Source organism: Stenotrophomonas sp. PA-6-5C, assembly GCF_021605635.1.
In the GTDB taxonomy this organism is placed as follows: Bacteria; Pseudomonadota; Gammaproteobacteria; order Xanthomonadales; family Xanthomonadaceae; genus Stenotrophomonas; species Stenotrophomonas lactitubi.
In genome coordinates, this window is the sequence record NZ_WKEE01000015.1 from 36,771 (window position 1) to 59,610 (window position 22,840).

The 22,840-nt window shown below is 66.5% G+C and carries 22 protein-coding genes; 9 read left to right on the forward strand and 13 right to left on the reverse strand.

From position 1 onward, the window contains the following. Nucleotides 1-42: 42 nt before the first annotated feature. Nucleotides 43-2,139, reverse strand: a complete 2,097-nt coding sequence (locus GIW57_RS08755; RefSeq protein WP_236510062.1) for a prolyl oligopeptidase family serine peptidase — start codon at nucleotides 2,137-2,139, stop codon at nucleotides 43-45. A 69-nt stretch (nucleotides 2,140-2,208) separates the two neighbouring features. Continuing rightward, a complete protein-coding gene (locus GIW57_RS08760) occupies nucleotides 2,209-2,526 on the reverse strand; it encodes a hypothetical protein (RefSeq protein WP_100462404.1) in 318 nt (105 codons plus the stop codon). Nucleotides 2,527-2,652: 126 nt separating this feature from the next. Between GIW57_RS08760 and GIW57_RS08765 the strand changes: the two genes are divergently transcribed. Further along, entirely contained in the window at nucleotides 2,653-3,252 is a 600-nt protein-coding gene (locus GIW57_RS08765; protein ID WP_100462402.1) for a lipocalin family protein, read from the forward strand. A 118-nt stretch (nucleotides 3,253-3,370) separates the two neighbouring features. Here GIW57_RS08765 and GIW57_RS08770 read toward each other — a convergent pair whose 3' ends face one another. The 3 genes from GIW57_RS08770 to GIW57_RS08780 form a co-directional block, all read right to left on the reverse strand. After that, complete coding sequence (locus tag GIW57_RS08770; protein ID WP_099820602.1) at nucleotides 3,371-4,060, reverse strand: methionine ABC transporter permease; 690 nt, start codon at nucleotides 4,058-4,060, stop codon at nucleotides 3,371-3,373. Further along, entirely contained in the window at nucleotides 4,057-5,064 is a 1,008-nt protein-coding gene (locus tag GIW57_RS08775; RefSeq protein WP_100462400.1) for a methionine ABC transporter ATP-binding protein, read from the reverse strand. Before GIW57_RS08775 ends, GIW57_RS08770 begins: the two co-directional genes overlap by 4 nt. 183 nt (nucleotides 5,065-5,247) lie before the next feature. Further along, nucleotides 5,248-6,144: a DMT family transporter gene (locus tag GIW57_RS08780; RefSeq protein WP_089236991.1), complete on the reverse strand. Its 897-nt coding sequence runs from the start codon at nucleotides 6,142-6,144 to the stop codon at nucleotides 5,248-5,250. A 188-nt stretch (nucleotides 6,145-6,332) separates the two neighbouring features. On the opposite strand from GIW57_RS08780, the gene GIW57_RS08785 reads away from it, so the two are divergent. Further along, a complete protein-coding gene (locus GIW57_RS08785) occupies nucleotides 6,333-6,815 on the forward strand; it encodes a YajQ family cyclic di-GMP-binding protein (protein ID WP_089236993.1) in 483 nt (160 codons plus the stop codon). Nucleotides 6,816-6,853: 38 nt separating this feature from the next. On the opposite strand, the gene GIW57_RS08790 is transcribed toward GIW57_RS08785, so the two are convergent. The 4 genes from GIW57_RS08790 to GIW57_RS08805 all read right to left on the reverse strand — a co-directional run bounded on the left by GIW57_RS08790 (nucleotide 6,854) and on the right by GIW57_RS08805 (nucleotide 10,934). Next, nucleotides 6,854-7,330 carry a helix-turn-helix domain-containing protein gene (locus tag GIW57_RS08790; protein WP_236510064.1) on the reverse strand — a complete coding sequence of 159 codons (477 nt, stop codon included), beginning with the start codon at nucleotides 7,328-7,330 and terminating at the stop codon, nucleotides 6,854-6,856. Beyond that, nucleotides 7,287-7,937, reverse strand: a complete 651-nt coding sequence (locus GIW57_RS08795) for a hypothetical protein (protein ID WP_236510067.1) — start codon at nucleotides 7,935-7,937, stop codon at nucleotides 7,287-7,289. Before GIW57_RS08795 ends, GIW57_RS08790 begins: the two co-directional genes overlap by 44 nt. A 385-nt stretch (nucleotides 7,938-8,322) precedes the next feature. Next, entirely contained in the window at nucleotides 8,323-9,450 is a 1,128-nt protein-coding gene (locus GIW57_RS08800) for an NAD(P)-dependent alcohol dehydrogenase (RefSeq protein ID WP_108266658.1), read from the reverse strand. A 17-nt stretch (nucleotides 9,451-9,467) separates the two neighbouring features. Continuing rightward, a complete protein-coding gene (locus GIW57_RS08805) occupies nucleotides 9,468-10,934 on the reverse strand; it encodes a benzaldehyde dehydrogenase (protein ID WP_236510070.1) in 1,467 nt (488 codons plus the stop codon). Nucleotides 10,935-11,129: 195 nt separating this feature from the next. Between GIW57_RS08805 and GIW57_RS08810 the strand changes: the two genes are divergently transcribed. Together GIW57_RS08810 and GIW57_RS08815 are read left to right on the forward strand one after the other, a co-directional pair. Then, nucleotides 11,130-11,696, forward strand: coding sequence for a DUF1415 domain-containing protein (locus GIW57_RS08810; RefSeq protein WP_236510072.1), 567 nt, complete (start codon nucleotides 11,130-11,132; stop codon nucleotides 11,694-11,696). Beyond that, on the forward strand, nucleotides 11,693-12,493 hold the full coding sequence (locus GIW57_RS08815; protein ID WP_236510075.1) for an SDR family oxidoreductase: 801 nt from the start codon (nucleotides 11,693-11,695) through the stop codon (nucleotides 12,491-12,493). The genes GIW57_RS08810 and GIW57_RS08815 overlap by 4 nt, the downstream gene beginning before the upstream one ends. A gap of 272 nt (nucleotides 12,494-12,765) precedes the next feature. Here GIW57_RS08815 and GIW57_RS08820 read toward each other — a convergent pair whose 3' ends face one another. Continuing rightward, the gene (locus tag GIW57_RS08820) at nucleotides 12,766-14,796 is read right to left on the reverse strand and encodes a M3 family metallopeptidase (RefSeq protein WP_236510078.1); all 2,031 of its coding nucleotides are present in this window, start codon (nucleotides 14,794-14,796) and stop codon (nucleotides 12,766-12,768) included. A gap of 170 nt (nucleotides 14,797-14,966) precedes the next feature. On the opposite strand from GIW57_RS08820, the gene GIW57_RS08825 reads away from it, so the two are divergent. Then, nucleotides 14,967-15,371, forward strand: coding sequence for a hypothetical protein (locus GIW57_RS08825; protein WP_236510081.1), 405 nt, complete (start codon nucleotides 14,967-14,969; stop codon nucleotides 15,369-15,371). 97 nt (nucleotides 15,372-15,468) lie between these two features. Here GIW57_RS08825 and GIW57_RS08830 read toward each other — a convergent pair whose 3' ends face one another. Then, nucleotides 15,469-16,581, reverse strand: coding sequence for a PLP-dependent cysteine synthase family protein (locus tag GIW57_RS08830; RefSeq protein ID WP_236510083.1), 1,113 nt, complete (start codon nucleotides 16,579-16,581; stop codon nucleotides 15,469-15,471). Between the two features lie 126 nt (nucleotides 16,582-16,707). Here GIW57_RS08830 and gloA point away from each other — a divergent pair, with 126 nt between their 5' ends. Together gloA and GIW57_RS08840 are read left to right on the forward strand one after the other, a co-directional pair. Beyond that, entirely contained in the window at nucleotides 16,708-17,226 is a 519-nt protein-coding gene (gloA, locus tag GIW57_RS08835; protein ID WP_236510086.1) for a lactoylglutathione lyase, read from the forward strand. Nucleotides 17,227-17,350: 124 nt separating this feature from the next. Beyond that, complete coding sequence (locus GIW57_RS08840) at nucleotides 17,351-17,779, forward strand: VOC family protein (protein WP_025877330.1); 429 nt, start codon at nucleotides 17,351-17,353, stop codon at nucleotides 17,777-17,779. Nucleotides 17,780-17,871: 92 nt separating this feature from the next. Here GIW57_RS08840 and GIW57_RS08845 read toward each other — a convergent pair whose 3' ends face one another. Together GIW57_RS08845 and glmS are read right to left on the reverse strand one after the other, a co-directional pair. Next, entirely contained in the window at nucleotides 17,872-18,303 is a 432-nt protein-coding gene (locus tag GIW57_RS08845; protein ID WP_049467102.1) for a CBS domain-containing protein, read from the reverse strand. 450 nt (nucleotides 18,304-18,753) lie between these two features. Beyond that, nucleotides 18,754-20,592 (reverse strand): glutamine--fructose-6-phosphate transaminase (isomerizing), encoded by a 1,839-nt coding sequence (gene glmS, locus GIW57_RS08850; protein ID WP_099820586.1) that lies wholly within the window; start codon nucleotides 20,590-20,592, stop codon nucleotides 18,754-18,756. Nucleotides 20,593-20,806: 214 nt separating this feature from the next. Here glmS and GIW57_RS08855 point away from each other — a divergent pair, with 214 nt between their 5' ends. Both GIW57_RS08855 and GIW57_RS08860 read left to right on the forward strand, forming a co-directional pair. Then, nucleotides 20,807-22,084 carry an efflux RND transporter periplasmic adaptor subunit gene (locus tag GIW57_RS08855; RefSeq protein ID WP_100462377.1) on the forward strand — a complete coding sequence of 426 codons (1,278 nt, stop codon included), beginning with the start codon at nucleotides 20,807-20,809 and terminating at the stop codon, nucleotides 22,082-22,084. A 31-nt stretch (nucleotides 22,085-22,115) separates the two neighbouring features. After that, on the forward strand, nucleotides 22,116-22,838 hold the full coding sequence (locus GIW57_RS08860) for an ABC transporter ATP-binding protein (RefSeq protein ID WP_032976565.1): 723 nt from the start codon (nucleotides 22,116-22,118) through the stop codon (nucleotides 22,836-22,838). The last annotated feature ends 2 nt before the right edge of the window (nucleotides 22,839-22,840 follow it).

Genomic DNA, 22,840 nt, shown 5'->3' on the forward strand with positions numbered 1-22,840 from the left:
CCAACGAAAAACGCCGCCCTGGGGCGGCGTTTTCCGTTCTGCTTATTTACCGCCCAACCGCTCCCACAGGAAGCTGTAGGCCAGTGCGGACATGTGCGCAGCCTGCGCGTTGTTGGCCGCACCGCCATGACCGCCTTCGATGTTCTCGTAGTAGGTCACGTCCTTGCCGGCATCGATCATCTTCGCGGCCATCTTGCGGGCGTGGCCCGGATGTACGCGGTCATCGCGGGTGGAGGTGGTGAACAGCACCGGCGGGTAGCTCTTCTTCGCGTCGAACAGGTGGTACGGCGAGAAGGTCTTGATGAACTCCCAGTCGCTGGTGTCCGGGTTGCCGTACTCGGCCATCCACGACGCGCCGGCCAGCAGGTGGCTGTAGCGCTTCATGTCCAGCAGCGGAACCTGCACCACCACCGCACCGAACAGCTCCGGGTACTGGGTCAGCATGTTGCCGGTGAGCAGGCCACCGTTGCTGCCGCCCTGCACGCCGAGGTGCTTGGCCGAGGTGATCTTGCGGGTGACCAGATCCTGAGCAACGGCAGCCATGTCTTCATAGGCCTTGTGACGGTTCTGCTTCAGCGCCGCCTGGTGCCAGCGCGGGCCGTACTCGCCACCACCGCGGATGTTGGCGACCACGTACACGCCGCCCTTCTCCAGCCAGGCGCGGCCCATGCCACCGGAATACGACGGGGTCAGCGAGATCTCGAAGCCACCGTAGCCGTACAGCAGGGTCGGGTTGGACCCATCAAGCTTCATCGCCTTGTCGTGCACCACGAAGTACGGCACGCGGGTGCCGTCCTTGCTGGTGGCGAAGTGCTGTTCAATGACCTTGCCGTCGGCATCGAAGAACGCCGGCATGGTCTTGAGCACTTCCGGCGCCTTGCCGATGTCGGCGATGGCCAGGGTGGTCGGGGTCAGGTAGTCGGTGGCGGTCAGCCACACTGCATCGCTGTCATTGCTGTCGACCGCACTGACGCCCAGGGTGCCGAAGGACGGCGCGCCGACGAAGTCGCTCTTCTGCCAGCCCTTGGCGGTCGGGGTCAGCACCGACAGGCGGTTCTTGACGTCGTCCAGCACGTTCAGCACCAGGTGGTTCCTGGTCCACGAGGCGCTGGCCAGCGAGGTGGTCGCGGTCGGGGTGAACAACACCTCGAAGTCGCGCTTGCCGGCCAGGAAATCATCCAGCCTGGTCACCAGCAGTGCGCCGGAGGCGTAGGTCTTGCCACCCACGGTCCACGGATCGCGCAGTTCCAGGGTCAGCCACTGCTTGTGCAGGCCCTTCTCGGCCGAGTTCGGCGCATCGATCCTGGTCAGCTTGCCGTCGTCGCCGCGCAGGTAGATCTCGTTGTTGTAGAAGGCCAGCGTGCGGCTGACCAGATTGCGCTCGAAGCCCGGGGTGTCATCGTGCATCGCCGCGATGTACATGTCTTCCGGCTTGCCTTCATAGACCAGGCTGGCCGTGGACATCGGCGTGCCACGCTTCCACAGCTTGGCCACGCGCGGGTAACCGGAGGTGGTCATCGAACCGCTGCCGAAATCGGTGTAGACGAACACGGTGTCGCGGTCGATCCAGCTCAGGCCGCCCTTCGATTCGGGGCGGAAGAAGCCGTCCTTGATCCAGCTCTTGCTGGCCAGGTCGAACTCGCGGGTGACATCGGCGTCGGCACCGCCGCGCGACAGCGCGATCAGGCAGCGGCTGTAGTCCGGACGCAGGCAGTCGGCGCCGTGCCAGACCCAGTTTTCGTTCTCGGCCTTGTTCAGCGCATCCAGGTCGAGCACGGTCTCCCAGGTCGGCGAGGCCTTGCGGTACTCGGCCAGGGTGGTGCGACGCCACAGGCCGCGCTCGTGCTGCTTGTCCTTCCAGAAGTTGTAGTAGTAATCACCGATCTTCTGCACGCCGGGAATCTTGGCGTCCGAGTCGAGCACCTCGCGGATGCTGGTCTCCATCTGCTTGAAGGCCGGGGTCTGCGCCAGGCGCGCCTCGGACTTGGCGTTCTGTTCCTTGACCCAGGACAACGGCTTGTCGCCGGTGACGTCCTCCAGCCAGGCGTAACGGTCGGTGTCTTCAGCGGCCACGGCGGTACCCACCGAGGCAGCGGTCATCATGCCGGCCAGCAGGCAGGCGGAAGCGAATCGTGACATTGCAGCTCCAGGCAGTCATTAGCCGTGGAACGCTAGCATGGATCACCGGGGCCGCCCCCGTGTCGAAGGTCAGGCCGTGGCGGTGTGCGCCTTGCGCGTACGTGGCTGGGAGCGACGCCGGGCCTGCCCAGTGTCGCGCCGCAACCAGCGCAGCGCTGCCCGCGTGGGCAACGGGCAGCGCAGCAGGGCCCACCAGGCAGCCAACGGCATGCCGACCAGCCACAGCGGCAACCAACCCAGCCAGACACTGCTGCCGCGCGCGGCCGGCCACACCAGGACCACGGCCAGCCCGGCCAAGGCGAGCTGCGGCACCACCCGCAGCAGGCGTGGATCGCTGCGTTCGCTGACGCGTTCAGCTGGAAGGCGGTGGCGGGGACGTGTGCGCATGCGGATTCTCCGGTGGTCGATGCAGGCCAGCTTGGCTGCGGGGCTTCTCACCGGCTGCGACACCATTGACGGATGGCGTGCACACAGTGACCATGCGCGGGCAAGCCCACTGGAGCCCGCTCCCGCATGACCTCGATCCGCCCGCTCTGCGCTGTGTTGCTGGCCCTGTCCCTGGGCGGTCCGGCAGTGGCTGCCAATTCCCCACCGTCGTCCCGCAACAGCGCCGCGGAAGCCTCTGCAGACGGGACGATCGACCTGCAGCGCTTCATGGGCACCTGGTACGTGATCGGCCGTGTGCCGAACTTCATCGAACGCGGCCACGTCACCAGCGTCAACCAGTACGAGCTGCGCGAGGACCACAAGGTTGCCATCACCTATCGCTACCGCGATGGCTTCGGCGAGCCGCTGCAGGAAATCCGCGCGCGTGCCAGTGTCGATCCGGACAGTGGCAACCACGGCTGGCGCACCTGGTTCTACCGGGTCGTGCCGACCCATTCGCGGGTGCTGGAAGTGGCGCCGGACTATTCCTGGGCGCTGATCGGCTACCCGGGCCGCGAGATGGCCTGGATCTTCTCGCGTACGCCTGACATGGACAAGGCGCTGTACAAGGACCTGGCCGAACGCCTGCGCGACGAGTACGGGGTGAACACCGACAAGCTCAAGCGCGTGCCGCAGCACGCCGATCAGGTCGGCAAGCTGGGCTACGAAGTACCGAACGTGCGTTGATCGCACGGTGGTGGGGCCGGCCGCTGGCCGGCAACTGCACGGTGCTTCCCGCGTTCATGAGATTGCCGGCCAGTGGCCGGCACTACCTGAACGATGCTGGGCGCCGCCCGGCATTCTGTTATTTGCGGCTGTAATGCGCGACCAGGCGGTCGCCCAGCATCTGCAGCAGCTGCACCAGGATCAGCAGCACCACCACGGTGACCAGGGCCACGTCGGTGCGGTTGCGCTGGTAGCCTTCGCGCAGTGCCAGGTCGCCGAGGCCACCCGAACCGATCGCACCGCCCATGGCGGTGAAGCCGACCAGGGCGACGGTGGTGACCGTGGCTGCAGCGATCAGGCCCGGCCGGGCCTCAGGCAGCAGCACCCGGGTAACCAGCTGCCAGGTGGTGGCGCCCATCGACTGCGCGGCCTCGACCACGCCACGGTCCACTTCGCGCAGCGCAGTCTCGACCAGGCGCGCGTAGAACGGCGCCGCGCCGATCACCAACGCCGGCAGCGTGCCGAGCACGCCGATCGACTGGCCCATCAACCACAGCGACACTGGAATCAGCACCACCATCAGGATGATGAAGGGCACCGAACGCAGCAGGTTCACCACCAGCGCGAGCACGCCATAGGCCAGCGGCCGGCGCTTCATCTGCGGCGCGCCGAACACATACAGCAGCACGCCCATCGGCAGGCCGATGGCCAGGGTCAGCGGCAGCGAGCCGGCCATCATCAGCAGCGTCTCGATGGTGGCCTTGCCGATATCCACCCATTTGTCGGCGTCCAGGTGGCGGAAGAAGCCGCCGGCGGTGGCGATGATCATCGACGCAGTTCCTCAACGTGCACGCCGGCGGCCACGAACGCGGCCTGCGCGGCGGACTGGTCACCGCCCACCAGGGCGACGATCAGCTGGCCATACGGGGTGTCCTTGATCCGGTCGATACGGCCGGACAGGATGTTGTAGTCGACCCCGGTCTGCCGCGCGACACTGCCGAGCAGGGGTTCGTAGGTGTCAGCGCCGAGGAAGGTCAGGCGCACGACACGGCCACCGACCGCGTCGAAATCGCGGTGCAGCGTGCCTTCGTCCACGTGCTCCGATTCGCTGACGAAACGGCGGGTGGTCGGGTGCTGCGGATGCAGGAACACCTTGGTCACCGGGCCGGTCTCGACCAGCTGGCCGGCGTCAAGCACGGCCACGCGGTCGCAGACGCGACGGATCACGTCCATCTCGTGGGTGATCAGGACGATGGTCAGGCCCAGTTCGCGGTTGATCTTCGACAGCAGCGCCAGCACCGAGGCGGTGGTCTGCGGATCGAGCGCGCTGGTGGCCTCATCGCACAGCAGGATCTGCGGGCGGGTGGCCAGTGCCCGGGCGATGCCCACACGCTGCTTCTGCCCGCCCGACAGCTGCGCCGGATACTTGTCCGCATGCGCCTGCAGGCCGACGGTCTGCAGCAGTTCGGCGACGCGCGCTTCGATCTCGGCCTTCGGTGTTCCGGCCAGTTCCAGCGGGAAGGCGACGTTGCCGGCCACCGTGCGCGAGGACAGCAGGTTGAAGTGCTGGAAGATCATGCCGATCCGGCGGCGCAGCGCGCGCAGGCCCTGCGGCTCCAGTGCCGTGACATCTTCACCGGCGATCAGCAGACGGCCACCGCTGGGCTCTTCCAGGCGGTTGATCATGCGGATCAGCGTCGATTTGCCCGCACCGGAATGGCCGATGATGCCGAACACCTCACCGGCCTCGATGGTCAGGTCCAGCGGCTGCAGCGCGCTGACCGCGCGGCCGGCAACGGCATAGGATTTGTGCAGGCGCTGGAACTCGATCACGGGATCAGCTCACCGGGAGGGCGATGGAAGGGGGCGTGCAGCCTACCAGCGCCGGCGCTCGCGCGCCCGCGCCATGGGCCAGAATGTTATTCCTTTTGGTTCTAAGGCGCCCGCACCGGCGCATTGGCCGGGGTCAGAGACCCTGCAGGGCAGGGATCTGACCCATTCCCCGGCCACACCGGTTCAGGGATGGTCCAACGGTTTCGGCGGCTCCTGCCGGTTCACCCGTTCGCGGTGCAGCAGGTACAGGCCCGAGGCGACAATGATCGCCGCGCCCGCCCAGGTGTAGCCGTCCGGCAGCTGCCCCCAGAAGGCCAGGTCCCAGCCGATCACCCAGACCAGGCCGCTGTACTCCAGCGGCGCGATCATCGAGGCCTCGCCCAGCTGGAAGGCCTTGGTCAGCGCGATCTGGCCCAGCGCTCCGGCCAGGCCCATGCCGGCGATCAACGGCGCATGCGCCATCTGCAGCGGCACCCAGCCGGGGATCGCCAGCAGCCCGGCGCCGATGGCCATGATGACCAGGAACCAGACCACCATCGACTGCGAGGTATCGGTGCGGGTCAGCAGGCTGACGGTGATCGCGGCGATGGCATAGGCGGTGGCAGCGGCCAGCACCATCAGGCCCGGCACCGAGATGAAACCGCCCACGCCCGGCCGCAGCACCACCAGCACGCCGACCAGGCCGATGCCGATGGCGACCCAGCGCCGCGGCCCGACCCGCTCGCCCAGCAGCGGCACCGACAAGGCGGCAATCAGCAGCGGCGCGACGAAATAGATGGTGTAGGCGGTGGACAGCGGCAGGTCGCGCAGGGCGAACACGAAGCAGCCGATCATCGCCATGCCCAGCCCGCCGCGCAGCAGGTGCAGGCCCCAGCGGCGCGGAATGAGCGAGCGTGGCCCGGCACTGGCCAGTACCCAGACCAGCACGAAGGGCAGCGACGCCACACCCCGCAGGAAGGTCACCTCCAGCGAGGGATAGCTGGCCGAAAGCTGCTTCATGCCGGCGTCCATCAGCGAGAAACAGGCGACAGCAGCGACCATCCAGGCCACGGCGCGCGAAGGGGAGCGTTGCAGGTTCATGGCCCATTATCACCGACCGCGCCGGATTGTAGAGCCGAGCCCATGCTCGGCTGCTCTTCACAACGCAGCCGAGCATGGGCTCGGCTCTACAGAAAAGCGACAGCCACGGCATGGGCCCGGCTACAGAACGCGGGCACCCAGGCCCACGCGATAGAATGAGCGCCACTGATTTCTGCGGAGTAACGCCCATGCCTTCCTTCGACGTTGTGTCCGAAGTCGACACCCACGAACTGACCAATGCGCTCGACCAGGCCAACCGCGAGCTTGCCACCCGCTTCGACTTCAAGGGCGTGGACGCCAGGTTCGAGCGCGAGGGTGAAGTGATCACCCAGTCCGCGCCGAGCGAGTTCCAGCTCAAGCAGATGAACGACATCCTGCGCGCACGCCTGGCCGCCCGCAGCATCGACGTGCTCAGCCTGGAATATGGCGACGTGGAAACCAACCTTGCCCAGGCCCGGCAGAAGATCACCGTCAAGCAGGGCATCGAGCAGAAGATTGCCAAGAAAATCGCCGCGGCACTGAAGGAAGCCAAGCTGAAGGTGGAAACCCAGATCAACGGCGACAAGCTGCGGGTGATGGGCAAGAAGCGCGACGACCTGCAGGACGCCATCGCCGTGCTGAAGGCCGGCAAGTTCGAGCTGCCGCTGCAGTTCAACAACTTCCGCGATTGATCGACGCCTGGGTGTAGCGCCGGCTCCGATCGCCGGCCTCACTCGCGCAGCAGTCTGTACAGCGTTGTCCGCGAGATTCCGAGCTGGCGTGCAGCGAGGCTGAGGTTGCCGTCGGCAGCACGTGCGGCGCGTCGCGCTGCATCGCGCTGCTGGTCACGCAGTGGCGCCGCCTGCACGGGCGCCGCGGCGGTAGTCGGCGAACGCGCCCCTGCAGCGCGCGGTGCCTGAAGATGCTGCAGATGGACCGCACTGCCCTCGCCCAGCCGCACCCGATGCGCAGGACCAGGCTGCAGCAGTCGGCGTCGCTGTGCGGCGCTGGCACCGGCAAACAACGTGTCCAGCGAAAGCAACGGCAACGGCCCGCGCCGTGGCAGTCCGAGCAGACGCCGGGCGACGCGGTTGGCGGCAAGCAACTGGCCGTCTTCCTGCACCGCCAACAGGCCCTGCAGCGGTGATGCCAGCCAGCGCGGATCATGCTGCACCGCCAGCAGGTGCACATCGCTGAGCGTGTGCATCAAGCGGTTCTCGATGGCCAGCGCCGCCTGCCGGAAATAGCCCTGCAGCAATGCCGGATCGCGCTCCCCCAACCCGGTGATGTCGATCGCACCGCAGACCTGCCCCTGCAGGCTCACTCAGGCAGAACACGGGGGCGAACCGCTGCAGATAGTGTTCGTTGCCGCGTACCAGGGCGGGCAGGTCGTCGGCCAGGCTGACCGCAGGCGCGGTGGTGCCGATCTCGGCCTCGCCCAGCCGCCGTCCCACCTGGATCGGCCGCAGCAGCGGCGCATCTTCCAGGCCATGGGCGCGATGCACGATCACCATGCCCTCGCGGTTGGCGCAGAACATCGTCCATCCCCGCGCACCGAACGCGGACCACAACTGCTCCAGCTCGGGCTGCACGCAACGTGCCAGGCGACGATCGTCGCGGGATTCCAGGTGGTGGCCGTTGCCCTGCAATGGCGGGTAGTACGGCTCCTGGTCGGGGCGCACACCGGCCGCATGCGAACGCTGCCAGGACTGCTGCAACGGCAAGGGCAGCATCGCCAGCGACTGCACGTCGCCCTCGGCAAAGGCGGCACGCGCCGCCACCAATTGCTGTTGCCCGACTGTCGTGGCCATCATGCACGCAGAGTACACCCGCGCACGCCACGCCAGCGTTACGTCCCGACAACGGAGCGTTTCCGTTTCCGTCAGGCGTTCATCCACGCTTGGCGTGGATCTACTTCCACGACGCGCCATGCCGAGAAAGTGCGTTTCCGTCTCCGTCACGGATTCATGTGTCGACCAAGGTCGACACCTACCAACAGCAGCGGGAACCTGTCGAAGGCAGGGTGGGTCCGGTTGCGGGGGTGTCTGCGGCATGGATGCCGCGGCCAAGCCTACAGGGACGTATTTACGGCGTCCCCCGCAACCGGACCCACCCCGCCATCCCACGGAATGCCCGCTTTTGACGTTGCTGTTGCCGTTGCTTCGGCAGGTGCAGGGCGCAGCCCTGCAAACCCTCACCTCACGCCGCGATCCGCAGAATCGGCTTCAGGGTGATGCCCCGCGTACTGTCCTCGGCCGCCTGGTTGATCTGCTCCAGCGGATAGAACTTCACCAGCCTGTCGAACGGGAAGCGCCCCTGCTGGTACAGCGTCACCAGCTGCGGAATGAACACCTGCGGCACGCTGTCGCCCTCGACGATGCCGCGGATGCTGCGACCACCCAGCAGCAGGTTGTTCACATCGAAGCTGGCGGTCGTGCCCAATTTTGGTGCACCAACCACGCCCATCATGCCCAGCCCGGCCAAGGCTTCGATGCCGGCCGACAGCACTTCCGGACGACCAGTGGATTCCAGCGCGAAATCGGCGCCGCCACCGGTGATCGCACGCACGGCCTCGATCACATCGGTCTCGCGGCTGTTGACCACGTGGGTGGCACCCAGCTCCATGGCCAGCTGCAACCGCGAGGGCACCACGTCGATGGCGATGATGGTGGTGGCACCGGCGACCTTGGCCGCCATCACCGCGCTCAGGCCGACCGCACCGGCGCCATAGCTGGCGAAGCTGCTGCCCGATCGCACCTGCAGCGAGTTGAGCACTGCCCCCGCACCAGTCTGGATGCCGCAGCCCAGCGGGCCGAGCAGCTCCAGCGGCGCATCGTCAGGCACCTTGATCGCGTTGATCTCGCGCGCCAACGCAAACGTGGCAAACGACGACTGTGCGAAGAAGTGATCGTGCAGCGGCTGGCCCTGTGCATCGGTGATTGCGGTATGGCCGTGGCCATCATCTCCACCGAAGTTCAGCGCGAAGAAATCGCGGCAGTACGCGCCATGTCCACCACGGCAAGGATTGCAGTGGCCGCACTGGCCATAGGTCAGCACCACGTGGTCGCCGGCCTTCAGTTCACGCACGTTGGGGCCGACTGCCTCGACGATGCCCGCGCCCTCATGGCCCAGCACCGCCGGCAGCGGCACCGGATAGTACTGGTCACGCACGATCAGGTCGGTATGGCACAGGCCGGTCGCCACGATCTTCACCAGTACCTCATCGTCCTGCGGGCCACGCAGACGCGCCTGCTCGATGACAAAAGGCTGTTCCTTGCCGCGTACCACGGCGGCGGTGATGTCACGCGATCCACTGTTGCTGCTCATCGTTGTGTTCTCCTCGATCAGATGGGATAGGCCGGGGCTTCGCCCTTGACCGTCATCCATTGCCACTGGGTGAATTCCTCCACGTTGGCCGGGCCGCCGATGCTGGTGCCGTTACCGGACGCCCCTACCCCGCCGAAGGGATTGATGACCTCATCGTTCACGGTCTGGTCGTTGATGTGCAGCAGGCCGGTACGCAGGCGCTCGCCCAGCTTCAGCGCGCGGCCGACATTGCTGGAGACGATCGCCATCGACAGGCCGTACTCGCTGTCATTGGCCAGGCGCACGGCTTCGTCGTCGTCATCGAACGGCACCACCACCGCTACCGGTGCGAAGATCTCTTCGTTGAACGCCGGATTGTCCGCACTGACGTTGCCGAGCACGGTCGGTGCGAAGAACAAGTCCTGGTAGGTGCCGCCGGTTTCGAGGGACGCACCGGCCTTCACTGCGTCGTCGACCACGCGCGCCGCATGGTCGCGTTGCGCGGCATTGATCAGTGGCCCCAGCGCCACGTCCTCGCGTGCCGGGTCGCCCACCTTCAGCGACTTCGCCTTGGCCACCAGCTTCTGCAGGAACGCCTGATGGATGCTTCGCTGTACCAGCACACGGCCGGTGGCCATGCAGATCTGACCCTGGTGCAGGTACACGCCCCAGGCGGTGTTGGCCACGGCCAGGTCGAGATCGGCATCGTCGAGGATGATCAGCGCGTTCTTGCCACCCAGCTCCAGTGATACTTTTTTCAGGTGCTTGCCGGCGGCTTCGCCGACCTTGCGTCCCGCCGCCGTCGAGCCGGTGAACGGGATCATCGCCACATGCGGATCACTGGTCAGCGCGGCACCAGCGGCGCCGTCGCCGGGCAACATGTGCAGCACACCCTGCGGAAGACCGGCCTGCTCGAACAGGCGTGCGATCACCGCACCACCGCACACCGCCGTGCGCGGGTCCGGCTTGAGCACCACGGCATTGCCGAGAGCGATGGCCGGGGCCACTGCGCGCATCGCCAGGTACAGCGGGAAATTGAACGGTGAGATCACCCCAACCACGCCGAGGGGACGACGCCGCGCCAGATTCAGCCTGCCGGGCTCGGACGGCAGGATCTCACCTACGCTGCGCGACGGCAGCGCCGAGGCCTCATGCAGCGCCTTGATGGTCACCTTGGCCTCGAACCCGGCCTTCAGGCGGGTGGAGCCGCTTTCGCGGACCAGCCAGTCGACCAGCGTGTCGACGTTTTCCTCGGCCAGGCGTGCAGCCTTGCGCAGCACCTCGGCGCGCTGTTCGTAAGGCGCCGCCGCCCATGCCTGTTGTGCCTGCGCCGCAGCGGCTGCAGAACGCGCGACCTGCGCCGCGTCGGCCAGGCCGATCTCACCAAGCGACTGCCCGGTGGCGGGCTCGATCACCGGCTGGCGCTGCGCGGCAGCGCTCCATCGACCATCGAAGAAGGCGCCTGACCAGAGTGCGTCCGGCAGCCATGGGGAAGATGCAGTCATGTGAAGTCCTCCTGTGTCGTGCCGCCATTGCACGCCTGGCCCGCTGCGTCGGCAATCGGCCATTGGCGTGATATCGGCAAGGGATTGAATCGATGGGAATTTCCAGCATCGCCGTTGTCCAGTTCCTGCACAGTGAACGGCCCCCCCGCACCGGCACGCCTACAATGGCCACCCACGCCAGCCGATGCGCCCGCCATGACCGACACCCCCCTGCCCACCGATGACCCGATCGCCGCCACCCGCCTGTGGCTGGAGCGCATCGTCATCGGCCTGAACCTGTGCCCGTTCGCCAAGGCGGTGTACGTGAAAGACCAGGTCCGCATCGTGCTGAGCGACGCGACCACACCGGAAGCGCTGGTGGAAGAACTGGCCGAAGAACTGGTGCTGCTGCGCGACACGCCGGCCGAGCAGATCGATACCACCTTGATCGTGCACCCGCAGGTGCTGACCGACTTCCTCGACTACAACGACTTCCTCGACAACGCCGATGCGGCGATCGAGGCGCTGGACCTGCAGGGCATCCTGCAGGTGGCCAGCTTCCACCCGGACTACCAGTTCGATGGCGTTGCCGCCGATGACGCCAGCAACTACACCAACCGCGCGCCCTTCCCCACCCTGCACCTGCTGCGCGAAGACAGCGTGGAACGCGCGGTGGATGTCTACCCGGACCCTGATGTGATCGTCGAGCGCAACATCCAGACCCTGGACCGGATCGGTGTTGAGGGCTGGCACCGTCGCCTGCGCGGTGAAGACCTGTCATGAGCGCAGTGCCGCCGATTGCCACCTGGCCGGTTGCGCCGCTGCACGGCAGGCTCGTGCTGGTCACCGGCGGTGCCAATGGCATCGGCCGCGGCATCGCCCAGGCGGTGCTCGGGGCCGGCGGCCGCGTGCTGATCGGCGATCTGGATGTGGAGGCGGGCCAGGCCTGCCTCGCCGAATGGCAGCGCGGCGATGATGCCGCGTTCCAGCGGCTGGACATCACCGACGAAAGCAGCGTGCGCGACTTCATCGCGGTGGCCCTGCAACGCTTCGGCCGCATTGACGGCCTGGTCAACAATGCCGGTATCGCCGGGCCGCACGGCACCCTGCTGCAGGACATGGACTGGGAAGAATGGCAGCGCCGCCTGTCGTCGCTGCATGGTGCGTTCCTGTGCAGCAAGCATGCACTGCCGGCGCTGTCGGCCGATGCAGGCGCGATCATCAACATCGCCTCGACGCGCGCCTGGCAGTCGGAGCCGCACAGCGAAGCCTACGCAGCGGCCAAGGGCGGGCTGGTGGCCTTCACCCATGCACTGGCAATCAGTGCCGGACCGGCGGTGCGGGTGAACAGCATCAGCCCCGGCTGGATCAGCACCGATGCCTGGCAGGCACCGTCGCGCCGGCACGTGCCGCAGTATTCAGCCACTGACCATGCCCAGCATCCGGTGGGCCGGGTGGGGCAACCGGAAGATGTCGGCGCGCTGGCGGTGTACCTGCTGTCCTCGTTGTCCGGTTTCAGCACCGGTCAGGATTTCATCGTCGACGGCGGCATGACCCGGAAGATGATCTACGCCGAGTGAACCCAGGCCACGACACCCGGTAGATGCCAACCTTGGTTGGCATGGTTCCCGTGCCAACCAAGGTTGGCACCTACCGAAGCATCTCAGGATTTCATTGTCGACGGCGGCATGACCCGGAAGATGATCTACGCCGAGTGAACCCAGGCCACGACACCCGGTAGATGCCAACCTTGGTTGGCATGATTCCCGTGCCAACCAAGGTTGGCACCTACCAAGGCATCACGCATCGATTTCCAGTAGATCCACGCCATGCGTGGATGACGGTAGCGTACTTACGCCATGCCGGAATGCCGCAGCAGCGCATCGATCTGCGGCGCACGGCCGCGGAACGCCTTGAAGTTCTCGGCGGCCGGACGACTGCCGCCGCGTGACAACACCTCGTCGCGGAAACGCGCGCCGGTTGCAGCCAGCGCCTGCGGCGCTTCCTCGAACGCGGCGTAGGCATCGGCGCTCAGCACTTCGGCCCACTTGTAGCTGTAGTAACCGGCAGCATAACCACCGGCGAAGATGTGGCTGAACTGATGCGGGAAGCGATTCCAGCTCGGCGGATGGTTCACCGCCACCTCCGCACGCACGCGCTCAAGCAGTGCCAGCACGCTGTCCTGCGCTGCTTCGAACTGACTGTGCAGCAGCATGTCGAACAGGCCGAATTCGAGCTGGCGCACGGTCGCCATGCCGCTGTGGAAATTGCGTGCGGCCAGCATGCGCTCGTACAGCGCGCGCGGCAGCGGCTCGCCGCTGTCCACATGCGCGGTCATGCCCTGCAGGTGGTCCCATTCCCAGCAGAAGTTCTCCATGAACTGGCTCGGCAGCTCCACCGCATCCCATTCCACGCCGTTGATGCCGGCCACGCCCAGTTCGCCGATGCGCGTCAGCAGCTGATGCAGGCCATGGCCCATTTCATGGAACAGCGTGGTCACTTCATTGTGGCTGAAGGTCGCCGGCTTGCCGTCGGCACCACGGCCGAAGTTGCACACCAGGTACACCAGCGGCGTCTGCACGCTGCCATCGGCATGCTCGCGGCGGTTGCGGCAGTCATCCATCCACGCGCCGCCACGCTTGCCTTCGCGGGCGTACAGGTCCAGGTAGAACTGGCCCACCAGATTGCCCTGCGCGTCCACCAGGCGGAAGAAGCGCACGTCCTCGTGCCAAACCGGCGCGCTGTCTTCCTGCACGCGCAGGCCGTACAGCTGTTCGATCACCGAGAACAGGCCGCCCAGCACCTTGGGTTCGGTGAAGTACTGCTTCACTTCCTGCTCGGAATAGCTGTAACGCGCCTGCTTCAGCCGGTCGGCGGCGAACGCCAGATCCCAGGCCTGCAGGCTGTCGATACCGAGATGCTCGCGGGCGAACTGCTCCAGCTCGGCACGGTCCTTGGCCGCGAACGGCTTGGCGCGTGCGGCGAGGTCGCGCAGGAAGCCCAGCACTTCGGCGGGGTCCTTGGCCATCTTGGTGGCTACCGAATAGTCGGCGTAGGAATCAAAGCCCAGCAACGCGGCCAACTCGGCACGCAGTGCAAGGATGCGATCGATGTTGCCGCCGTTGTCCAGCGCATCGTCGCCGAACTCGGACGCGCGTTGCGCGCTGGCACGGTACAGGATCTCGCGCAGGTCGCGGTCCTCGCCCCAGGTCTGCACCGGCAGGTAGCACGGCATCTGCAGGGTCAGCTTCCAGCCCGTCTTGCCGTCCTTCTCCGCAGCAGCGCGTGCCGCAGCCTTCACGTCGTCCGGCACGCCAGCCAGGCGCGCCGGGTCTTCGACGATCAGCGACCACGCATCGGTGGCATCGAGCACGTTCTGCGAGAACTTCGCCGACAGCGCCGACAGTTCTTCCTTGATGGCGGCGAAACGCTGCTGCGCGTCCGCATCCAGTTCGGCACCGCCCAGGCGGAAATCACGCAGGGTGTTTTCCAGTACCTTGCGGCGCGCCTCGTCGAAACCGGCCGCCTCGGTGCTGGCCGCCAGGGCCTGGTACTGGCGGTACAACGCCAGGTTCTGGCCCAGCGCACTGGCGAATCGGGTCACCCGCGGCAGGTTGCTGTTGTACGCCTCGCGCAGCTCGGGGGTGTTGACCACGCCCTGCAGGTGGCCGACCAGGCCCCAGGCGCGCCACAGGCGTTCGGTGGCATCGTCCAGCGGGGTAACGAAGGCCTGCCAGCTGACCGGCTGCACCTGCTCGGCAGCGCTGACCGCCGCCTCCGCCTGCGCCAGCAGCACGTCCAGCGCCGGCGCCACATGCTCGGGGCGGATCGCCTCGAAGCGCGGCAGGCCGGAAAAATCGAGCAGGGGGTTGGCAACGGTCACGGCAGGTCTCCAGGGTACGGGCCCGGCAGCGCGGGCAGCCAGATCGATATGGCGCTTGCCGGGCTGGCAGACAAGGGGCGGCGGGCCATTGTTCACGTCGGCCTTACGGCCGTCGGCTGAAGCTTGCGGCGCGGGGGAGACCGCAGCGGAACGTGTCGAGGAGGCCCCACATGGAAGGTCTGGCTCCAGCTCCATCCGCAGTACGTTCACCATCGCTGGCGCTGTCGGCCAGCGCCACCGAACTGGCCTGGATCGCCGCACTGTGCGATGCGGGCGACGATGCGCCGCGCCACCTGCAGCAGCTGCAGGCACTGCAACACCAGGGCGGCAGGTTCAGCGACGAGCAGGAGTGGTATCCGTTCGAGGTGATCGAACGCGGCGCCAGCCAGGTGCAGTCAGGGCACGAGCGCGAGTTCGTCATCTGCGTGCTGCTGTGGCTACAGGCCCTGGCCCAGGGCCGGGCCAGCAGCCTGGACCCGCGCCTGCACCTGGACGACCGCGCCGTGGAGATCGAGGCCCTGCCCGATGCCCTGCGCGATGCGGTGCTGGATGCCTTCATGGCCGCGGGGTATTGAGCGCGATCCAATGCGCCGCTGCGCTCGCCGGGCATGGCCCGGCGCTACCGACCTGTCCTGGTAGCGCCGGGCCATGCCCGGCGGATGCCTGACGGGCTTACAGCGCTTCCAGACTGCACCACGGCAACCCAGGCAGGCCCTGCCCGGCCGCTGCCGCCGCCACCTGCGCATCGGCGGTTTCCACATCGATTCCCTGCCGCACATACCAAGCCGGGTCGTAATAGCTGTGCGCATAGCGATCGCCGCTGTCGCACAGGATGCTGACGATGCTGCCCTTGCGACCCGCCTCGCGCATCCACTGCGCGGCCTGCAGCACGCCGATGAAATTGGTACCGGTGGAGCCACCGACGCGGCGCCCCAGCTGGCGGCTGACGTGGCGCATCGCGGCCAGGCTCAAGGCGTCGGGCACCTTCACCATGGCGTCGACACTGGTCGGGATGAAGCTCGACTCCACCCGCGGCCGGCCGATGCCTTCCACCCGCGAGCCGCCGCTGCAGGTCATGCCGCGCCACTCGTTGCCGCCGGCCAGGGCAGCCTGGTAGCCGTCGAAGAACACCGAGACTTCCGGGTCCGCACACAGGATGCGGGTGTCGTGCCGGCGATAGCTGACGTAGCGCCCGAGCGTTGCGGCGGTACCGCCGGTGCCGGGGCTGCACACGATCCAGTCCGGAATCGGGCTGGGCTCCTCGGCCATCTGCTTGAAGATGGATTCGGCGATGTTGTTGTTGGCACGCCAGTCGGTGGCGCGCTCGGCATAGGTGAACTGGTCCATGAAGTGGCCGCCGGTTTCGCGGGCCAGCTTTTCCGAATCACAGTTGAGGTCGCAGGCGCGCTCGACCAGATGGCAGCGGCCGCCGTGGAACTCGATCGCCGCGATCTTCTCCGGCGACGTCGTGGCCGGCATCACCGCGATGAACGGCAGGCCCAGCAGCCGGGCGAAGTAGGCCTCGGACACGGCGGTGGAGCCGCTGGAGGCCTCGATCACCGGCCGCCCTTCGCGCAGCCAGCCGTTGGCCAGCGCGTACAGGAACAGCGAGCGCGCCAGCCGATGCTTGAGGCTGCCGGTGGGATGGCTCGATTCATCCTTCAGGTACACCTCGATGCCATCGAATCCGGGCAAGGCCAGCGGGATCAGGTGGGTATCGGCGGAACGGTTGAAATCGGCTTCGATCTTGCGGATGGCGGCGGCCACCCATTCACGCTGCGACATGGCGGGCAATGGTCATCAGGACGGAACGGTGCGATCCGGCCATTGTACGTCGCGGTGCCGTCAGCTGCCGCCCCGTAGAATGGCACCCATCCGGCCGGCAACGGCCTTGTCTGAAGGACCTCCCCCATGACCATTCCCGCCCTGCGCGATGTCCCCGGCGTCGCCGCCCAGGCCCCGGCCGAAACCACCGGTTTCGTCTTCAACCACACCATGCTGCGGGTCAAGGACGCTGCCGCCTCGCTGGACTTCTACACCCGCGTGCTCGGCTACCAGCTGATCGACAAGCGCGACTTCGTCGAAGCCCAGTTCAGCCTGTACTTCCTGGCCTACGTTCCGGCCGGCGCCACGGTGCCGGAAGATGACGACGCCCGCCGCCTGTGGATGGCCGGCCTGCCGGGCGTGCTGGAACTGACCCATAACCATGGCACCGAAACCCAGGACGGCGCGGTCTACCACGACGGCAACAGCGACCCGCGCGGCTTCGGCCACATCTGCGTGTCGGTGCCGGACATCGAAGCGGCCTGCCAGCGCTTTGAAGACCTGGGCGTGACCTTCCAGAAGCGCCTGACCGACGGCCGCATGAAGAACCTCGCCTTCATCAAGGACCCGGACGGCTACTGGGTCGAGATCATCTCCAACGCCTGACCCAGAAAGGGGCACAATTCCGGTAGCGCCGGGCCATGCCCGGCGGCCTTGAGCAGGCCGCGCTGCGCGCTCGCCGGGTACGGCCCGGCGCTACCGACTCCGCCCCCTTTTTTGCGAGGTTCGTATGGAAACGATGGAACTGCACCGTGGCCGCCTGATCGACCACATCCAGCTGGTCGTGCGCGATCTGGCCGCCAGCCGCCGCTTCTACCAGGCGGTGTTCGACACGATCGGCATCCCGGTGGCCGGTGAAGGCGATGACTACTTCTGGGCCGACGAACTGTTCATTTCCAGTGCCAGCAGCGAGGCCGCCGCCGGCCAGTTGACCGGTCGCCACCATCTGGCGTTCCAGGCCCGCGATACCGCCACCGTCGATGCCTTCCACAGCGCTGCGCTGGCGGCGGGTGGCAAGGACAACGGCGCGCCCGGCGAGCGCCCTTACCATCCCGGCTACTACGGCGCCTTCGTGCTCGATCCGGATGGCAACAACATCGAGGTGGTCTACCACGGCCCGGCGAACTACAGCGCCGATTCGGTCAAGGTCAGCTTCTGATTCCTGCGCTACGCGCTCGCCGGGCATGGCCCGGCGCTACCAACGAAGAAGCCGGGCAATGCCCGGCTTCGTCTCATCGCACTGCGCAGGCCTCAGTGGGCCGCCATGTAGATGTCCTGCAGCACGGCCTTTTCCAGCTCCAGCTCACCCAGCAGGTTCTTCACGATGTCACCCAGGCTGAGGATGCCGACCAGCTGGTTGCCATCGGTGACCATCAGGTGGCGACGACGCGAGTAGGTCATCAGCGACATGGCCTGCTTCAACGTGGCGTCCGGCGCGATGCCTTCCAGGCCGGTGGACGGCAGGCTGGAAATCACCCGGCGACCGGCCTGCGGGCCATCATCGGCCAGGCTGCGGACGATGTCCTTTTCGGAAATGATGCCGACCGGGGCATCATCCTTCATCACTACCAGTGCGGCGATTTTATTCGCGCTCATCTTGTGCGCGGCGGCACCGATCGTGTCTTCCGTGTCGATGGTGATGACAGCTTCTTTCTTGGATTGCAGGAGCTCGCGGACGTTCATTCTTGTTTCCTGGTGCAGGTCACTCAAGTCAAAAAAGTGTGCTCTGCCGATTCGCCCCCTCCCCGGGAACAGACCCTTCAGCGCACGTCTGGCGCACTTTGCCGGATCTGGCATTTCGCCAGCAGGCGGGCTAGGTGCTGCAACGCGAACGAGGCGGATTCAACGGCTCAACCCGGATCTCGGTCAACTTGATTCTACGACTGCGTCCATCGGTCACTAGCGGCATCGATGGGACAGTACGTCGTAGGAACCTTCGACACTTCCGAGAATCGCACCCGGGCTGAAACCGGCGCTGAATGCAGGCGGTATCGCACCTTAAAGATTGTCTGCCTTCTGCCGACGGTGGACAGAACAGCCGGCGGCTGTCCCACTTGCGGTCAACACCAGCACAAACGAAAGGGGACCACGTGGGCCCCCTTCGCTTGCAGCATCCAACGAATCCAGTCGGCCTTACTCCACCGTCACGCTCTTGGCCAGGTTGCGCGGCTTGTCCACGTCGGTGCCGCGCGCCAAAGCGGTGTGGTACGCCAGCAGCTGCACCGGGATGGTGTGCACCACCGGGCTGAGCACGCCGGCATGGCGCGGGGTGCGGATCACGTGCACGCCTTCGGACTCGTTGAAATTGCTGTCCTGGTCGGCGAACACGAACAGCTCGCCGCCACGCGCACGCACTTCCTGCATGTTGGATTTGACCTTCTCCAGCAGGCTGTCGTTGGGCGCGATCACCACCACCGGCATGTCCTCGTCCACCAGCGCCAGCGGCCCGTGCTTGAGTTCGCCGGCCGGGTAGGCCTCGGCGTGGATGTACGAGATTTCCTTCAGTTTCAGCGCGCCTTCCAGGGCGATCGGATAATGCAGGCCACGGCCCAGGAACAGCGCACTGCTCTTGCGCGCGAAGCGCTCGGCCCACGCGGCGATCTGCGGCTCCATGTTCAACGCATGCTGCACACTGCCCGGCAGGAAACGCAGCTGCTCCAGGTAGTCCGCTTCCTGTGCGGCATCAACGCGGCCATGCAGCTTGCCCAGCACCACGGTCAGCTGGAACAGCGCGGCCAGCTGGGTGGTGAAAGCCTTGGTCGAGGCCACGCCGATCTCGGCGCCGGCGCGGGTGTAACAGACCAGTTCGCTGGCGCGCGGAATCGCACTTTCCGGCACGTTGCAGATCGACAGCGTGTGCTTGTGGCCCAGCGACTTGGCGTACTTCAGCGCTTCCATCGTATCCAGCGTTTCGCCGGACTGGGAAATGGTCACGATCAGATGCTTTGGATTGGCATACGCGGCGCGATAGCGGTACTCGCTGGCGATCTCCACGCTGCACGGCAGGCCGGCGATGGCCTCGATCCAGTAGCGCGCGGTCAGGCCCGAGTAGTAACTGGTACCACAGGCGAGGATCTGCACGCCTTCGATGCCCGACAGCACCGCTTCGGCATTCTTGCCGAACAGTTCGGCCGGGAAGCCACCGGCGTCGATGGCCGCTTCGATGGTGTCGCCCAGTGCACGCGGCTGCTCGTGGATTTCCTTCTGCATGAAGTGGCGGTACGGGCCCAGTTCCAGCGAAGCCAGCGAGACATCGGAGAGATGCACATCGCGCTCGATCGGCTGATCGTTGCCGTCGAAGATGCTCACCCCATCACGGCGGATCTCGGCGGTGTCGCCCTCTTCAAGGAAGATCACCTTGCGCGTGGCCGACAGCACGGCCGACACATCGGACGCCACGAAGTTCTCGCCCTCGCCCAGGCCGACCAGCAGCGGGCAGCCCATGCGGGCGCAGACGAAACGTTCCGGCTCGGCACGGCTGACAACAGCCAGTGCATAGGCACCGGTCAGCTCCTTCACCGTGTGCTGCAGCGCGACCAGCAGGTCATCGCCATTCTTCAGATGATGGTGGATCAGGTGGGCGATCACTTCGGTGTCGGTCTGCGACTCGAAGGTATAGCCCAGCGCGCGCAGCTTCTCGCGCTGCTCTTCATGGTTTTCGATGATGCCGTTGTGCACCAGCGCCACGCCATGGCTGATGTGCGGATGGGCGTTCGCCTCGGTGACACCACCATGGGTGGCCCAACGGGTGTGGCCGATGCCGAGGCTGGCATTGAAGCCTTCGGCCTCGGCAGCGGTGGCCATTTCAGAGACGCGACCGGTGCGGCGCACGCGGCGCACGTCGGGCCGTTCGGCCTGATCGATCACCGCAATGCCGGAGGAATCGTAACCGCGGTATTCCAGTCGCTTCAGTCCTTCGATCAGCAGCGGCACCACGTCGCGCCCGGCGATCGCACCCACGATTCCACACATGTCACGCATTTCCTTGAAGACGGTCGCCGCATTCTAGCCTGCGTGTCCGCCAGCCCCCTCCTGTCCGCTTAATGAAAGTGTCCGGAAAGGTGTCCGCGGACACCCGGACAATAGTGACGCCTCTGCAAATCATTGATGGAAAAGGGAATAAAGTTGGCACGCTGTGTGCTTTGTCTAGGGCACCACTCTGGCACCACCGACAGGCACGAACCCGATGATCCGCGACACCTCCGCCCAGGACCAGATCGTTTCCTCCGCTTCGGCCAGTGCTCCCAAGGCCGCATGGCACCGTTACCGCTGGCCGGCGCTGGCTGGCATCGCCCTGCTCGCCGGCATCGGCTGGGCCGTGCATGCCTGGTCCAATGCCAGCCGCTCGTTCGACAGCAGCCGGGTGCGCGTGGCCGAAGTGCAGCGCGGCGACCTGGTGCGCGACATCGCCGCCGACGGCCGCGTGATCGCCGCCAACAGCCCGGTGTTGTATGCGATCTCCGCCGGCACGGTGGACCTGAAAGTAGTGGCCGGCGATGTGGTCAAGAAGGGCCAGGAGCTGGCGATCATCGACAGCCCCGAGCTGCGCAGCAAGCTGGCGCAGGAGGAGGCCACCCTGGCCGGCCTGGAGGCCGAGGCCAGCCGCGCCAATCTGGATGCCACCCTGGCCCGTGCCAAGTCGCGCAAGGAAACCGACCAGGCCAACATCGAGCGCCAGGCCGCCGACCGCGACCTGCAGCGCTACCAGCGCGGCTTCGATGGCGGTGCGGTGCCGCAGATCGATCTGGCCAAGGCCCAGGACACCCTGAAGAAGGCCGACATCAGCCTGGCCAATGCCACCACCGATGCACGCCTGCAGAGCCAGGGCGCGGACCTGGACGCACGCAACAAGCGTTTGCTGGCCGACCGCCAGAAGGCCGTGGTGGCCGAAGTGCGGCGCCAGGTGGACGCACTGACCCTGCGTGCACCGTTCGACGGCCAGGTCGGCCAGGTGCAGGCTGTGCAGTCCACCAACCTGGCCGCCAACGCGCCGGTGCTGGGCGTGGTCGACCTGTCCAAGTTCGAGGTCGAGATCAAGGTGCCGGAAAGCTTCGCGCGCGATCTGGCGATCGGCATGCCGGCGCAACTGACCGGCGGCAACGGCCAGCCGTTCCCGGGCGAGATCAGCGCAGTGTCGCCGGAAGTGGTCAATGGCGAGGTCAACGCGCGCGTCCGCTTTGCCGCGGCCCAGCCGGAAGGCCTGCGCCAGAGCCAGCGGATGTCGGTGCGGGTGCTGCTGGATACCCGCAGGAACGTCATGAAGGTCGAGCGTGGCCCGTTCGTGGAGCAGGGCAACGGCGTGGCGTACGTGATGGATGGCCGCACCGCGGTGCGCCGTCCGATCGAACTGGGCGTCAGCAGCCTGGGCGAAGTGGAAATCAAGTCGGGTGTGCAGCCGGGGGACCGCATCGTGGTCTCGGGCAGCGACCTGTTCAAGGACGCCGAACGCGTCTCCGTCAACTGACAACTCATACATCCTGGAGAGAGGACACCCCATGTACATGCTCGAAATGCGTTCGGTCGCCAAGGTCTTCCGCACCGAACAGGTGGAAACCCACGCGCTGCGTTCACTGGAACTGCAGGTCAAGGAAGGCGAGTTCGTCGCCGTCACCGGTCCGTCCGGCTCCGGCAAGACCACCTTCCTCAACATCGCCGGCCTGCTGGAAACCTTCACCAGCGGCACCTACATGCTGGATGGCCAGGACGTCAGCAAGCTCGGCGATGATGCCCGCAGCCGCCTGCGCAACCAGAAGATCGGCTTCATCTTCCAGGGCTTCAACCTGATTCCGGACCTCAACCTGTTCGACAACGTGGACGTGCCGCTGCGCTACCGCAAGATGAGCGCCGGCGAGCGCCGCGAGCGCATCGAAAAGGCACTGAGCCAGGTCGGCCTGGGCTCGCGCATGAAGCACTACCCGAACGAACTCTCAGGCGGCCAGCAGCAGCGCGCGGCAATTGCCCGTGCCCTGGCCGGCAGCCCGCGCCTGCTGCTGGCCGACGAACCGACCGGCAACCTGGACACGCAGATGGCGCGCGGAGTGATGGAACTGCTGGAGGAGATCAACGCCGCTGGCACCACCATCGTGATGGTCACCCACGACCCGGAACTGGCCGCGCGCGCGCAGCGCAACGTGCATATCGTCGACGGCCAGGTCACCGACCTGGTACGCGAGCCGGTGCTGGCTACCCCACGTCGCATCGTCGCCGTCAACGAGTGAGG